A 14160-nucleotide genomic window follows, 5' to 3' on the forward strand; every position below is an offset into this window, starting at 1 on the left:
TACGGCTCACTCGCCGCACACATCGTCTCCAACCCGATGCTCAACGGCGAGGTCATCCGCCTCGACGGCGCCATCCGCATGGCCCCGCGCTGATCACTTCGAGGTGAGGATGGGGCCGACGGCAGGATCCGACGACCGTGAGTTCTGCGGTTGTTCGGTTCCCTGCGGTTCGGCCCCATTCTCGACAGCGCACCGGAAACGTTGAGCGAGCGCGGTTTCCACGCAGCAGCGGTCCGCTCCCCGAAACCGAACCGGCCACCGACGGCATCGAGTCCGTTCTATCGGGCCCGACAGGATCGGCTACCTGACCGATCATCGAGAACCTGTACAGCGAGGAGAAGTTGTGCTGTCTACCGCCTTCACCGAAACCTTCGGCGTCCGCCACCCCATCGTGCAGGGCGGCATGCAATGGGTCGGCCGCGCCGAACTCGTTGCCGCCGTGGCCAATGCCGGCGCCCTGGGCATGATCACCGCGCTCACCCAGCCCACCCCGGACGACCTCGCCAAGGAAATCGCCCGCACCCGCGAGCTGACCGACCAGCCGTTCGGCGTGAACCTGACGATCCTGCCCGCGATCACTCCGCCGCCCTACGACGAATACCGGCAGGTGATCATCGAATCCGGCGTCAAGATCGTCGAGACCGCCGGCTCCAATCCCGCACCGCACCTGCCCCACTTCCACGCCGCCGGGGTCAAGGTGCTGCACAAGTGCACCAGCGTCCGGCACGCCATCAAGGCCCAGGACGCCGGCGTCGACGGCATCAGCATCGACGGCTTCGAGTGCGCGGGACATCCCGGCGAGGACGATGTCCCGGGTCTGGTGTTGATCGCCGCCGCCGCCGAACAGATCACCATCCCGATGATCGCGTCCGGCGGCTTCGGCGACGGTCGCGGCCTCGTCGCCGCCCTCGCGCTCGGGGCCGACGGCATCAACATGGGCACCCGCTTCATGTGCACCGAGGAATCCCCGATCCACCGCACCATCAAGGAAGCGATCGTCGCCGCGACGGAGACGGACACCGAGTTGATCTTCCGGCCGCTGCGCAACACCGCACGGGTGGCCAGCAACACCGTCAGCCGTGAGGTCGTCGAGATTCTCGACCGCGGTGGACAGTTCGAGGACGTGCGCGAGTTGGTCGCCGGGGCCCGCGGCCGGCTCGTCTACGAGAACGGCGACCCGGAGGCCGGGATCTGGACCGTCGGCACCGTCCAGGGCATCATCCACGACATCCCCACCGCAGGCGCACTCGTCGAACGCATCGTCGCCGACGCGGAGGCCCTGATCTCCGAGCGCCTCGCCGGGCTGATCGGCAGCGACCGGGGAACCCACACCGTCAGCGCCTGATCCAGCGAGGAGCAAAGAGAATGCAGCGCACCCAGTTCGAAGCCGACCACGAGGCGTACCGCGAGACGGTTCGCGAGTTCCTGGCACGCGAGATCGAGCCGAACTACGAACGGTGGGAGCAAGAGCGGCTGATCAGCCGCTCGGCGTGGCTCGCTGCCGGCAAGTTCGGCATCCTCGGACTCGGCATCTCGGAGGAGTTCGGTGGGGCCGGCGTCACTGACTTCCGTTTCCGCCAGGTCGTCTTCGAGGAAGTCGCGCGGGCAGGCACCACCTCGTTCGGAACGGGGATCAACACTCAGGACGACATTGTCGTCCCGTACATCGCGAACCTCGGCACCGTCGAGCAGAAGGCCCGTTGGCTGCCCGGGATGGCCGCCGGTGAGGTGATCGGCGCGATCGCGATGACCGAGCCCGGTGCCGGTTCGGACCTCCAGGGCATTCGGACCACTGCGGTACGTGACGGCGACGAATGGGTGATCAACGGCCAGAAGACATTCATCACCAACGGAATCCATGCCGACGTCGTAATCGTGGTGTGCCGGACCGATCCCGAGGCGGGCTCGAAGGGCTTCTCACTGATCGTCGTCGAGCGTGACACCCCCGGGTTCACGCGCGGGCGAAAGCTGCACAAGGTCGGACTGGCCGGCCAGGACACCGCAGAGCTGGTCTTCGAGGACGTCCGGGTGCCGGCCGAGAACCTGCTCGGAACCGAGGGCGCAGGATTCATCCACCTGATGGAGAATCTGCCGCTCGAGCGAATCTCGATCGCCGTGAGTGCCATCACGTCCGCCCGCGCCGCCTACGAGTGGACCAAGAACTACGTGTTCGAGCGAAAGGTATTCGGAAAGCCGATCGGCGATCTGCAGAACACCCGCTTCGCGCTCGCTGAAATGCGGACGGAGATCGAGGTCACCGAATCACACATCGACCGCAGCATTCTCGCGCTGAACGCCGGTGAGCTCACTGCAGTGGACTCGTCGATGAGCAAGTGGTGGGCGACCGAACTCCAGAAGCGTGTCATCGACCGCTGCGTGCAACTGCATGGCGGCTACGGCTACATGATGGAATACCCGATCGGCCGCGCCTACGTCGATTCCAGGATCCAGACCATCTACGGCGGTACCACCGAGATCATGAAGGAGATCATCGGCCGGGATATCGCCGCCGAGTTCCGGTGACACGAACTCTCCGAACCACACCGGCGGGCATCCGGCGCGGAGGGAGATCGCCGGACTTCGGCTACATACGGACGGCGTACGCCACTGCGTCGAGCACCGGAAAGCTACTCCGATTCGACTGGCCCCGCGACGGTCTGGTTCTCAACAACAAAACGGCCCTGGTCTGATCGAGCCTCTGAGGCCGTACATCCGGCGAGCAGCGGTTCCGTTGGGCGTGCACACGGCGACCTGCCATGTGCACGCCCAGTGCTGTCTGTCGGCCCGTCCGGCGCCCAGAGCTCGTCAGTAATGCTCGATGTGGGCCCGGATCGCTCCGTCGGCTCGCACCCAGCCCTTCCCTCGCGCGTACTCCCGCATTGCCTGGAAGCCGGTCCGCCAATCGTCACCGGCACCATCCGCATCGGCCAGTCGTGCGACCGCCGCGGCGGATATCCAGGCATGCCCATCGACTGCCTCCCCCACCCATGCAGCCTCGAGAGCCTTTCCAACCCGAACGATCTCGTAGTCGGCCGGCGCACGCACCGCAAAGTCGGTGAAGGTGTCCCGATCCTCCAACAGGACCGCACCGAACTCGTTTACCACCAATTGCATGACTGCTCCTCAATCCTGAGTGTGCTGGGACGGCCGGGATTTTCCTGCCGAGGTTCGCTCGCGCCCGGGGTCTCACGACCGCCTCCGGCCGCGAGGCGCGACTCCCGGAGGGGCCCCATGGGGACGATGCGTGCGCGACTCTAAGCCGACCTTGTTTCGAAACTCAAGTGGCGGAGCCAACTTCAGCGGCCGGTGCGTCGTCCCGCGCCACGACGCACCCCAAACCCTCCAATCCGTTGCCCTTCGCCCTGCTATCCGCGCCTCCCGGGACTGCGAGTCCGGTCGCCGAACATACCCCAACTCGAGAGTCCCAGCGTCCTAGCGCCTTTCGGCGTCATCGACACGCGCGACCTTGCCCCCAAGATCTTCGCCGAAGGTCTTGACGTGACGTAAAACTAAAACTAACGTCACTTTTATCTATTGTGACTGGCACCACTGGAAGGAACATCACATGGAACTGGGCGTCATGAGCCTCGGCGACCACCTACCCAACCCGCACACGGGGATTCGCACTTCACAGGGCGAGCGTCTGCGCTCCATCGTCGACAGTTCGGTGGAAGCGGAGAGCTTGGGATTCTCCATGATCGCGCTGGGAGAGCACCACTTCAACGACTACATCATCTCTTCACCGCAGCTCATGCTCGCTGCAATTGCCGAGCGCACCGAGCGGATCCGGCTGGCCACTGCCGTGACCCTGCTGGCCACCTCGGACCCGGTCCGCGTGGCAGAGGATTTCGCAACGCTCGACCAGCTGTCCGGAGGTCGGGCCGAGATCGTCGTCGGACGCGGCATCAACCCCGAAACTTACGCGGCATTCGGTGGTCTGGACCCCAAGCAGGGCCACGCCATCATGAGCGAGAAGGTCCAGCTGCTGGATCAGCTCTGGAACTCGAAGGAGCCCTTCGACTGGTCCGGCGAGTTCCGCGGACCGCTCGAGAACGTACAGCTCAAGCCCTCACCGCTCGCGAGCGCGCCCCGCTTGTGGATGGGCACCGGCACCACCGAGGAGTCCGTCCGACGCACGGCCGCACAAGGGCTGCCCCTGATGCTGCCGAGCATCTTTGCCCGCATCGACACCTGGGGCCCGCTCGTGAAGATCTACCGCGAGCTCATGGAGGAGCAGGGCAAGCAGGCGGTGGTCGGCTCCTGCAGCTACGTTCACGTCGCACCTGACAGCCAGACCGCACGCGAGCAGTGGCGCCCCTACCTGACCGGGTATGTCACGTGGGCACGCCAACTGCTCGGCAGCAAGTCCCCCGTGAACTACGAGGAACTGATCGAGGGAACGGCTATGTGCGGCAGCCCCGAAGAGGTTGTCGAGCGCATGAACACGTTCAAGGAGATCATCGATCCCGACGTCCACCTGGCGGTCTTCGACGTGGGTGGGCTCCCGCACGAGATGCTCATGGACACGATGGCGCTGTTCGCCGCCGAGGTCATGCCCAAGCTGTAAATGCATCCCCGTCAGCGATATCGATACAAACCAGGACTGCAGCGACAAGATCGAAGGGGCCATCAAGGTGCACACAACGAGTACCGGGCACCAGCACGTGGGCACGAAGGGGCAGCAGACCGCACAGCTCATCAAGACCGCTGCACGCACCGTTTTCAAGCGCGACGGCTATCTCAATACCAGGATGACCGATATCGCTGACGAGGCCGGCAAGTCTCCGGCCACGCTCTACAACTACTTCGACAACAAGCGGGAGATCCTCCACGCGATGTTGGAGGACTTCTTGAGCCGCGTCCTCGATCAGGGGAACCCTGATCAGCAGGGCGTGTACACCTCGGAATCACTGAGATCGGCCATCGCCGTGTTCTGGCGCACCTACACCGAGTTCCTTCCTGAATTGGTCGGAATCACGCACGCGGCGTCGGTCGAGGACGAGTTCCTGCAAGCATGGATGCAGATTCGCGAGGTAGGCGTCAAGCAGATTGCCGGACGAGTCAAAGTGCTTCAGCGAGAAGGGCTAGTGGATCCGGAGCTGGATCCGTATGTCGCCGCATCAGCGCTCTCCTCCATGCTCGAACACAGTTGTTATCTGTGGCTGGGCATGGATGCAGGAGGGATTGGGCGACCTGGGTCGGATGACGAGGCGATCGACACCCTCACCTACCTGTGGTCGCGTGCGCTGGGAATCGAATGACCTGAGCACGAATGAGCGCCGGTGATTCACCGGCGATCATTCGTTGATTGCGATCCGTAGCGTGTACGGGGTAGGTCAGAGAACGTCCGCGAGTTCTTTGAGCAGCGCAGCCTTGCCCTTCGCACCGACGATCGTCTTGACCGGCTTACCACCCTTGAACAGGATCAGCGTCGGGATCGACTTGACCTGGAAGTCGCGGCCGGAGGCCGGGTTGGCATCGATGTCGAGCTTCGCGATGGTCAACTTCTCGCTGTTCTCACCTGCAATTTCCTCGAGAACCGGAGCAACCATCTTGCACGGACCGCACCACGTAGCCCAGAAATCGACCAGAACAGGCTTGTCACTTGCCAGGACGTCCTGCTTGAAGGAATCGTCGGTGATGGTGACGGTATTCGACACGGTTACTCCTCGAGGGTTGGGAACGAGCGTAAAGGTAAAGCGATCAGAGGTCAGGGAGCGCCGACGACATCGACACTGTGACCGGCAGCGTCGAGCGTGTCGGCGGTCATGTCCCCACGATCGGCAAGCCAGCGTTCTGCATCGATCGCCGCGGAGCATCCGGTGCCGGCAGCGGTGATGGCCTGACGGTACGTGTGATCGACCAGGTCACCGGCAGCGAACACGCCGCCGACGGAGGTCGCGGTGGAGCCCGGAGCGACGCGGACGTAGCCGGCGTCGTCGAGCTCGACCTGGCCCTTGACGAGTTCACTGCGCGGATCGTGACCGATGGCGACGAACATGCCCGTGATGTCGAGGGTGGAGGTGTCACCGGTGACGGTGTCGCGGACCTCGAGTCCGGTGACACTGTTCTCGCCGAGCACCTCGACGGGTTCGGTGTTGGTCATGAAGCGGATCTTCTCGTTGGCCTTGGCACGTTCGAGCATGATGCGTGAGGCGCGGAACTCCTCGCGGCGGTGCACGAGGGTCACGGAGCGGGCGAAGCGGGTGAGGAAGGTGGCCTCCTCCATCGCGGAGTCGCCGCCGCCGACCACGACGATGTCCTGGTCGCGGAAGAAGAAGCCGTCGCAGGTGGCGCAGGCGCTGACGCCGCGGCCGAGGAGGCGTTCTTCACCGGGGATGCCGAGGTAACGGGCGGCTGCGCCCATCGCGAGGATGATTGCGTGCGTGGCGTAGGTTTCGCCGTTCGCGGTGACGGTTTTGATCGGTGCGCTCAGGTCGATCGCGTCGACGTCTTCGGTGCGGATGTCGGTCTCGAAGCGCAGGGCCTGCTCCCGCATCTGGTCCATGAGGTCGGGGCCCATGATTCCTTCGCGGAATCCGGGGAAGTTCTCGACCTCGGTGGTGGTCATGAGGGCGCCACCGAACTGGGTTCCCTCGAACAGAAGGGGCGCGAGCTCAGCGCGCGCGGTGTAGACGCCGGCGGTGTATCCGGCGGGGCCGGAACCGACAATGATGACGTCATGGACCGTGGACGGAGTGGTCATGCGGGCCTCTTTCAGGGGGCGACATGGGGGAAGTTCGAGCGGGCCGCACGATACTGACGGAGTCGCGAGCTCGTCGCATCAGATTTGACTCATCCGAACGAGTTGCCCAGCAAGATCATTCGACCTTCCGAACAGCTGACACGCTCTCGGATGAACGGTGCCCGGCTTCCCGGAATCTTCGGCTGTCTATAGCGACCCACAATACCTCTATAGCGAGCGCTAAGTAAAAACTCCACGACAAGAGGGACGCCACCGCGACCGCCCAGCAGGGCAACAAGAGATCTTGAACGGTCAGAAGACATTCATCACCAGCGGCATCCATGCCGACATCGCGATCGTCGCCGCCCGAACCGATCCCAACGCAGGATCACACGGTTTCAGCCTTCTTGTCGTCGAACGCGGGATGGCTGGATTCGCCCGCGGCCGAAAACTCCACAAAGTGGGTCTCGCCGGCCAGAACACGGCGGAGTAGTCGTTCGACAACGTTCGAGTTCCGGCAGCCAACCTCCTCGGCACCGAGGGCAGTGGCCTCATCCATCTGATGGAAAAGCCTCCCCGTGAACGGCTTTCGAACGCTGTCAGTGCAATGTAACCGCACGGGCCGCTTACGAGTGGACCAAGGCCTATGCCTTCGACAGCACAGGCGAAATAGCGGGCCAACGACTCGAGCCGAGATCATGAAAGAGATCATCGGTCGCGATATCGCGAAGAACTGACGAAGGCCCTGAAACGAATGAGCGCCGGTGATTCACCGGCGCTCATTCGTTGCACGTCAAAGCAGTACGACAATCAGTTCAGCAGCGCGGCTATCACCGGAAGTGATGCGTCGGCATCTCCACGCTGGCCTCGCATGCTCGACGGCGTTTGAGCCAACGAGCCTTCCGCGACGCCGTGGTCATGACGCCACTCGACAAAGGTTCGGTGCTCGACCATGCGCCAGCGACCGTCACGGCGCTCGAATCGATCGATATATCGACCACCTGCAACGCCCTCGTAATCCTCACTTCGTCCGTCCCAGAACGTAGTTGAGGGAGCAGTCGGCGGAACTCGGTGATAGGCGGTGACGTAGGTTTCCACTTCGGCGACGTCACCGTCGAAGGAAAACAGCATGTTGCCCGTCTGATGATGGGTCCGCTCGAGGGAGCCCATCGACACCCGCGCGTTCTCCACCATCTTCTGCCAAGGCAGCTCGTTTCCGATGAAGACAGTTTTCCCGTCCTCATGGAATACGCTCGCCATCAGTTCCCATCGGTTCCGATCCACTGCGTGGCAGAAGCGGTTGACAACATCGGCGATTTCCGCACGGTCGACAAGCCGACTGGCTTCTACTCGACCGAGATCGTTTGTGCGCCAGGCCTCGACGACCGATCCCGAGATGCCGTCCTCTCGCTGTCCCCTCGCCTGCCCCGAGACAGCGGCAAGTCCGCCTTCCCGCGATGGACGGTGATTGCGCCACTCCGTGAGCAGGCGTCGGTCCGCAATCCGCCAGCGACCGTCGCGGAGTTCGAATCGGTCGATATAGCGAGCGCCGAGCATGACTTCGTACGCCTCACCTGTGCCACCGAAACCACCACCGACAGGCGCATCATGCGGAATGGCATGGAATGCGGTCACATACGTTTCGACGTGTGCGACGCTCCCCTCGAAAGCAATCATGATGTTGCCGACCTGGTGGTGCGTCGCCTCGACCGGCTCGAGAAGTGCGGAGCCTTGTGCGACGAATTCGCGCCAGCTTCCGCCGATCGATGACAATCGGCAGGTTGCGTCCTCGTGGAAAACCGAGTCCATCAACCACCAACGCCGACGATCCGTCGCATGGCAGTACCGATGGATGACATCTTCGATTTCGGCTCGGGCAGCTACTGATTCGAGCGTGTACGCAGTACTCATGTATCTCTGCCCCTCCTACGCTTCGGCGGGCACGTTTGCCGGCAGATCGCACGAAGCAGTGCCGTCGTCATTGAGGACACACACCGGGCAGTCTTCCTGATCGGCGCCGAGCGCGCCGTCCGCCGCCTGAACCATCTCGGCGAAGAGCTCCTGACGCTCCGATCGCGGCACCCGCGGATCCCGCGCCGGGCGCAAGCCGAGCTCGATCAGCGTCTCGAGCTGGCGGTAGCCGGCCGTCGTCGGGTCCACGATGGGGACGCTCGAGCGGGCAGCGAGGATCTCGGCGACCGGGCTCATGCAGTTGCACCCAAGGATGACCGACTTGGCGCCGTCCTGCACTGCGAGTTCGATCTCGGCCAGGATGCGCTCGATAATGTCCTCGCGTCCGGCCTTCATCTGGGTGAGGAAGTTGTCTTCATCAGCCAGAGTGCTCTGCTCAGCGTGGGTTGAGACGTAGCGTACCGAGATGCACTGCCGTCCAACAGGATTATCGCGCAGGAGACGCTCGTAGACGAAGTCCATCGTCTCCGGCCAGATCGTGACGATGCTGAACTTCTCGCCGAGAGCCGCTGCTGCCAGCAGGCTTGCCTCACCGCTACCGACCACCGGGATGTCGGAGGCGGCGCGCGCGGCTGCCAGACCGTAGTCCGGAACCCCGCCGATCAGAACTCCGGCGCACCCGTCGCGAGCGGCCCGCATTGCAGCCTCCGCGTAGACGACATCGGAGAGCAGGAGGTCGACCGCGTCGATCGGGGTCACTCGGATCTCCGTGTACACCGACTCGACGGAGTACCCGGGCGCGATCAGGCGATCGGGAACCGGGCTCTTCTGCTGGCCGGTATTCATTTCGAGATATGCGATCCGCTTGGTCAACTGAGTCTCCCTGACTGCGAGGTGATTCGAGCCACTTCCAGCGACTCCTGTGAGGAGGCTATCAGAAAGTGTTTCTACGACGAAGAAGAAGTATCCCTATCTCGAAAGGCCGGAAAGACTTGTACAACACACAGATACAGCAAATCCCGAGCAGTGCGACAATCGCACTGCTCGGGCCTGGAGACAGAACTACGCGCCTCGGTAGAGGTCCCCGTGCTGAACGCGCATGACCTTCTTGTCAAGCTTTCCGACACTTGTACGCGGAAGCTCGTCGACGTACAGAATCGTGTCAGGGAGTTGCCATTTGGCGAACGCACCCTGAAGCAACTCGTGGATCTCGGCGAGCGGAACTTCCTCGCCGTCCGTGGTCACCATGATCACGACCGGACGTTCCTGCCATTTCGGGTGCTCGACACCGATCACCGCCGCCTCAGCCACCCGAGGATGGGCAATGATCGCGTTCTCCATGTCGATCGACGAAATCCATTCGCCGCCACTCTTGATGACATCCTTGAGCCGGTCCGCGAGCTTGAGGTAGCCATTCTGATCGATGGTCCCGATATCGCCGCTGCGCCAGTAACCGTCGAGGAACCTGTCGGCGTCGTCATCAAGCTTGTGGTACCGCGCGGTGATCCACGGTCCCCGCAGCAGGACCTCGCCCTTACTGTTGCCGTCGTGCGGCAAGTCGTTGCCCTCCGGATCTACGATCCGCACATCGACACCGCCCGCGGGAAGACCCTGATAGCGCTTGATGCTCCACCATTCGTCTTCCGTCACCTTGCCCTGCAAGGTCACCTTGCGGCCGTAGTTGACGAAAGCCATCGGCGCAGTCTCGGTAGCCCCGTACGCATGGATGAAATCGGCACCGGTCAAGTCGTAGAACCCACGCATGAGCGAGAGCGCGGGCTCGGTGGCGCCGGACAGCAGTCGGGTGCGACTGAAGTCCGGTTTGACGTCGAGCGTCTCGATGTAGTCGAGCATCGGCTGGAAGATCGCCGGGGCGCCGTTCGCGACCGTCACGTTCTCGGCGATCATCACGTCTGCCAGCATGTCCGTGTCCTGTGCCGAATAGCGACCGGGCAGAACAATCTTGGCCGCGACGTAGACGGCAGACTGCGGAAGACCCCAGGACTGACTGTGGAACATCGGCGTGATCAGCATGACCGCGTCGGAGGCGCTCATCCCGTAAGACGAGGCCTGCGTCAGGGTGTGCAGGTAGATCGCTCGATGCGAGTAGTACACGCCCTTCGGCCGGCCGGTGGTGCCAGTGGTGTAGCAGGCGCTGTAGGCGGAGCTCTCGTCGATCATCGGCCAGTCGATCTCCGGGGACGCCTTCGCCACCAGGTCCTCGAAATGACGGACGTTCGGCAACGTGGTGGCGATCTCCGAGAGGGGCTTGTCGGACATCACCACCCAGGTGACCTCCGGCGCAAACGGCGCAACCGACTCCGCGACGCTCAGCAGGCTCTCGTCCACCAGGACGACAGACGCGCCACCGTGGGTCGCGACATACCCCACGTCCTCGGGCGCCAGGCGCAGGTTCATCTGCAGCATCACCGCTCCGGTGCCCGGGATGGCCCAGTAGAGCTCGAAATGCCGCTTACTGTTCCAGTCCAGGATCCCCACCACATCACCGGGTTTCACGCCCAGGCCGGTCAGCGCGTTGGCAATCCGCTTGATGCGCGCGTAGGCGTCGGCGTAGGTGTAGCGGTCCCATCCCCCGTCGCCGGTGCGATAGACGATCTCGCGCTCCGGGTAGTTGCGGGCCGAATGACGGATCAGCGTGGTCGTGTTGAGCTGATACGAGTCGTCGTTCGTCGACGGGTGCCCCTTGACAATCGCGGTCATTGCGCGCTCCTCAGATCCGGTTGTCCTACTGGTGCTGCTCGCGCCCACCGACGACGCCTAGGGCCCTGCCCACGATGCGGGATTCACGCACCTGCACGGGCACCCTGGGCTTTGATACTCCGTGGGACTGACCACCCAGACACCGCATTATTCTGCATGGCAGAGCATCTCTCTTATCCAGAGTTGCACAGGCCAACAACGCAAGTCAAGACACGAAGGTCGAAAGCTGAAGCCGCCCGGAAACTCTCAACCATCCGACACTGCGTGGAGCACTGCAGCGTGGAGCCGACGAATCGCCTCGCATTGCTTCGTCAGTCCCGCGAACGCGAAAGACCCGACGGGCCGGCGCCGGCCATGGCCAGCGCAAGGTCCGTGTACTCCCGTGCGATCTCGTGCGGCGGCGGACTTACGCCAGGCTTGTACCAATCGGCCACGGCAACGCACATCGTGACGATCGCAGTGGCGGTCGATGACGCCGGCACGGTTCCGACCCGCCCCGCATCACGGCAGGCCTCCACTGCTGCCTGCACAATGTCCCGGACCTGCAGCCGTGCCTGGAGGTGCAGCGATCGGCCGGACTCGTCGAGCGACCGTAACTCAGTGGACGCAAGCACCGCCGAGGCCTGGCGGTACGTGTGGAAAAGGATCACGCACTCGACCAGGTTCGCCAACCGTTCAGCGGGTGAATCCGCTTCGGCGTCTGCAGCCACGCATCGGCTTATCAGCTCGGCCATCGCGCCTTGCAGCAATTCAGTGAGCAGAACGTCCTTGCTCTCCACGTGGTAGTAGACGCCGGCCATCGACAAGCCGCACCGGTCGGCGATCATCCTGACGGTGGCAGCGTGGTAGCCGACCTCCACAAAGACATCCAGCGCCGTTCGAAAGACCGGAGGGAGGTCCAGCGGCTCGAAGTCTCGCCAGTCGTCGAACCGTGGGCCGGCGGGCTCGGGCGGACGCAGATCCAGCGGCACCTCGAGCGCGGCCGAGAGAGCCTGCAAGCGCTCGTGACCCGGCAGGCTCTTCCCGTTCTCGAACTCACTCAGAGATGACGGGCTCATGCCGACCAGCTGAGCAAGCTGCCGGAGCCCGACCTCGCGCTCGATACGCGCCGCGCGAATCCTGGCGCCCAGCCCTTCCCCACCGATTCGTCCCGACCGCTCCATGAGCACCACGGTATCCCGCCGACACGCGATCACCCGGCTAGACGACCACCATCCACAACGATGGTCTGTCCGGTCATGTATGCCGCATCGTCGCTCGCGACGAAGAGCACTGCCTGGGCGATCTCCCCCGGTTGACCATGGCGGCCCAGGAGCTGATGCGCGCGGATGGGTCCAACCCGGGCCGGGTCACTGAAGACGTCCTCAGTGGCCGGCGTCTCGATAAGCCCGGGTGCCACGCCATTGCACCGGATGCCCTGCTTGCCGAAGTCGTAGGCGACCGAACGGGTCAGTGCGAGCACACCGCCCTTCGCCGCGATGTAGGCGGCGAACGAGGGGCCCGCGATGAACGCCGCAGTGGAGGCGGTGTTCACGATGGCGCCGCCGCCGCCCTTCACCATATGCGGGATCGCATACTTGCAACCCAGCCACACACTCTTGAGGGTGACCGCCAGAGCCTGGTCCCACTCCTCCTCGGTGGTGTCGACGACGCTGCGGTTCAGCGGCGCCCAGTAGGCATTGTTGTGGAGAACATCGATGCGGCCATATGCGTCGACCGCTTCCTCGACCATCGACTCGACCGAAGCGGCGTTGGCGACATCGACGACCGACACCCGCGCGGTGCAGCCCTCCGCCTCGATTGCCGACACAGTCTCCTGCGCACCCACCTTGTTGATGTCGGCCACCGTCACCAGGGCACCTTCTCTGGCGAAGGCCAGTGCCGTCTCGCGGCCGATGCCGGATCCGGCGCCCGTGACGATTACAGATTTGGCCTCGAAACGGTTACGACCAGTCACTCCGACACCCTCTCCGACGCGCCAATTCTGTCAAGCAGAAGCAATCTCTGCCACGGCAGCGTCGCATGCCGAATGGATCGTCGTCAATAGCATGGTCACCCATCCGTTCGAAACTTAGCGATCGATAGGTCTTGACGAACCAAACGGACGGCAATACGGTCTTCGTGAGACATCCGAGCGATGCGTGTCACAGGACAAGGCGAGTGCGAGCCGGCGGCCGCAGGACCCAGGAGTGGGACCACCTGCGCGCCGTCGATCAACTTCCTCAACCAAGGCGCCATCGTGCTCGAGTACGTAGCCCGGACCCGCAAGTTGCGCAACGCCAACATCTCTCATGCACCCGTAAGCAAGCTCAGTGCCACCTACGGCGCCTAGTCAGGAGTACTCCAATGAGCGATATCCTCGAGTTCGCAGACCAGTTCTTCAACGCCGTCTCGGACGGCGACATCGACGCGGTGGCCGGCTTCTACCGCGACGACGTGACCGTCTGGCACAACTTCGACAACCTCGACCAGTCCCGTGAGGACAACCTCGCGACCCTCGCGGGAATCTCCGGCCGCTATGACGACTTCGGCTACGAGGACATCCGCCACACCGCCCTCGAGGACGGTTTCCTCCGTCAGCACGTCATCAAGGCCACGGTCGGGAAGAAGACCGTGAACGTCCCCGCGGTCCTGCGCGTGTACGTCGAGAGCGGCAAGATCCACCGCATCGAGGAGTACTTCGACCGCGGCCAGCTCAGCGCCGTGTTCAGCTGACCCGACCCGCGACACCGGGCGCCGGTCGCCACGACGATCAAACCACCGTTCGCTACTTAGCGATCGATCGATCTTGACTATCCGAACACTCAGACCTACCGTCGAGCCGAGAAGACGGCGAGACGGCC

The 14160-nt window shown here is 63.5% G+C and carries 13 protein-coding genes and 2 pseudogenes; 7 read left to right on the forward strand and 8 right to left on the reverse strand.

The window, feature by feature from the left end; translation table 11 throughout:
• From DEU38_RS13950 to DEU38_RS13960, 3 genes and pseudogenes are all read left to right on the forward strand, one after another.
• A pseudogene (locus tag DEU38_RS13950) lies at positions 1–93 on the forward strand (3-hydroxyacyl-CoA dehydrogenase); the annotation flags it as partial.
• A 250-nt stretch (positions 94–343) separates the two neighbouring features.
• Positions 344–1345 (forward strand): nitronate monooxygenase family protein, encoded by a 1002-nt coding sequence (locus DEU38_RS13955; RefSeq protein ID WP_114722020.1) that lies wholly within the window; start codon positions 344–346, stop codon positions 1343–1345.
• A 20-nt stretch (positions 1346–1365) separates the two neighbouring features.
• Positions 1366–2523 (forward strand): acyl-CoA dehydrogenase family protein, encoded by a 1158-nt coding sequence (locus DEU38_RS13960; RefSeq protein WP_114722021.1) that lies wholly within the window; start codon positions 1366–1368, stop codon positions 2521–2523.
• A gap of 282 nt (positions 2524–2805) precedes the next feature.
• On the opposite strand, the gene DEU38_RS13970 is transcribed toward DEU38_RS13960, so the two are convergent.
• Positions 2806–3114 (reverse strand): hypothetical protein, encoded by a 309-nt coding sequence (locus tag DEU38_RS13970; protein ID WP_114722022.1) that lies wholly within the window; start codon positions 3112–3114, stop codon positions 2806–2808.
• A gap of 451 nt (positions 3115–3565) precedes the next feature.
• Here DEU38_RS13970 and DEU38_RS13975 point away from each other — a divergent pair, with 451 nt between their 5' ends.
• Together DEU38_RS13975 and DEU38_RS13980 are read left to right on the forward strand one after the other, a co-directional pair.
• On the forward strand, positions 3566–4567 hold the full coding sequence (locus DEU38_RS13975; RefSeq protein ID WP_114722023.1) for an LLM class flavin-dependent oxidoreductase: 1002 nt from the start codon (positions 3566–3568) through the stop codon (positions 4565–4567).
• A 97-nt stretch (positions 4568–4664) separates the two neighbouring features.
• On the forward strand, positions 4665–5261 hold the full coding sequence (locus DEU38_RS13980; protein WP_181818776.1) for a TetR/AcrR family transcriptional regulator: 597 nt from the start codon (positions 4665–4667) through the stop codon (positions 5259–5261).
• A gap of 75 nt (positions 5262–5336) precedes the next feature.
• Here the strand turns inward: DEU38_RS13980 and trxA are convergent, their stop codons facing one another.
• Positions 5337–5660 (reverse strand): thioredoxin, encoded by a 324-nt coding sequence (trxA, locus tag DEU38_RS13985; protein ID WP_114722025.1) that lies wholly within the window; start codon positions 5658–5660, stop codon positions 5337–5339.
• Positions 5661–5710: 50 nt separating this feature from the next.
• Positions 5711–6706, reverse strand: coding sequence for a thioredoxin-disulfide reductase (gene trxB / locus DEU38_RS13990; protein WP_114722026.1), 996 nt, complete (start codon positions 6704–6706; stop codon positions 5711–5713).
• A 268-nt stretch (positions 6707–6974) separates the two neighbouring features.
• On the opposite strand from trxB, the pseudogene DEU38_RS13995 reads away from it, so the two are divergent.
• A pseudogene (locus DEU38_RS13995) lies at positions 6975–7342 on the forward strand (acyl-CoA dehydrogenase family protein); the annotation flags it as partial.
• Positions 7343–7495: 153 nt separating this feature from the next.
• Here the strand turns inward: DEU38_RS13995 and DEU38_RS14000 are convergent.
• The 5 genes from DEU38_RS14000 to DEU38_RS14020 form a co-directional block, all read right to left on the reverse strand.
• Complete coding sequence (locus DEU38_RS14000) at positions 7496–8596, reverse strand: nuclear transport factor 2 family protein (protein WP_114722027.1); 1101 nt, start codon at positions 8594–8596, stop codon at positions 7496–7498.
• Between the two features lie 15 nt (positions 8597–8611).
• On the reverse strand, positions 8612–9469 hold the full coding sequence (locus DEU38_RS14005) for an aspartate/glutamate racemase family protein (protein WP_114722028.1): 858 nt from the start codon (positions 9467–9469) through the stop codon (positions 8612–8614).
• 189 nt (positions 9470–9658) lie between these two features.
• Positions 9659–11317 (reverse strand): long-chain-fatty-acid--CoA ligase, encoded by a 1659-nt coding sequence (locus DEU38_RS14010; RefSeq protein ID WP_114722029.1) that lies wholly within the window; start codon positions 11315–11317, stop codon positions 9659–9661.
• Between the two features lie 311 nt (positions 11318–11628).
• Positions 11629–12480: a TetR family transcriptional regulator gene (locus DEU38_RS14015; protein WP_147283508.1), complete on the reverse strand. Its 852-nt coding sequence runs from the start codon at positions 12478–12480 to the stop codon at positions 11629–11631.
• A 29-nt stretch (positions 12481–12509) separates the two neighbouring features.
• Positions 12510–13274: an SDR family NAD(P)-dependent oxidoreductase gene (locus tag DEU38_RS14020; RefSeq protein ID WP_114722031.1), complete on the reverse strand. Its 765-nt coding sequence runs from the start codon at positions 13272–13274 to the stop codon at positions 12510–12512.
• 389 nt (positions 13275–13663) lie between these two features.
• Between DEU38_RS14020 and DEU38_RS14025 the strand changes: the two genes are divergently transcribed.
• Positions 13664–14032: a nuclear transport factor 2 family protein gene (locus DEU38_RS14025; RefSeq protein ID WP_114722032.1), complete on the forward strand. Its 369-nt coding sequence runs from the start codon at positions 13664–13666 to the stop codon at positions 14030–14032.
• Positions 14033–14160: the final 128 nt, after the last annotated feature.

The organism is Rhodococcus sp. AG1013 (assembly GCF_003350365.1).
Classification (GTDB): Bacteria; Actinomycetota; Actinomycetes; order Mycobacteriales; family Mycobacteriaceae; genus Prescottella.

Bases quoted from the DNA above. Each gene is read 5' to 3' on its own strand.
- trxB (WP_114722026.1), bottom strand. From the start codon at position 6,706: ATGACCACTCCGTCCACGGTCCATGACGTCATCATTGTCGGTTCCGGC.
- DEU38_RS14000 (WP_114722027.1), bottom strand. From the start codon at position 8,596: ATGAGTACTGCGTACACGCTCGAATCAGTAGCTGCCCGAGCCGAAATC.
- DEU38_RS14010 (WP_114722029.1), bottom strand. From the start codon at position 11,317: ATGACCGCGATTGTCAAGGGGCACCCGTCGACGAACGACGACTCGTAT.
- DEU38_RS14025 (WP_114722032.1), top strand. From the start codon at position 13,664: ATGAGCGATATCCTCGAGTTCGCAGACCAGTTCTTCAACGCCGTCTCG.
- DEU38_RS14015 (WP_147283508.1), bottom strand. From the start codon at position 12,480: ATGGAGCGGTCGGGACGAATCGGTGGGGAAGGGCTGGGCGCCAGGATT.
- DEU38_RS13975 (WP_114722023.1), top strand. From the start codon at position 3,566: ATGGAACTGGGCGTCATGAGCCTCGGCGACCACCTACCCAACCCGCAC.
- DEU38_RS13960 (WP_114722021.1), top strand. From the start codon at position 1,366: ATGCAGCGCACCCAGTTCGAAGCCGACCACGAGGCGTACCGCGAGACG.
- DEU38_RS13970 (WP_114722022.1), bottom strand. From the start codon at position 3,114: ATGCAATTGGTGGTAAACGAGTTCGGTGCGGTCCTGTTGGAGGATCGG.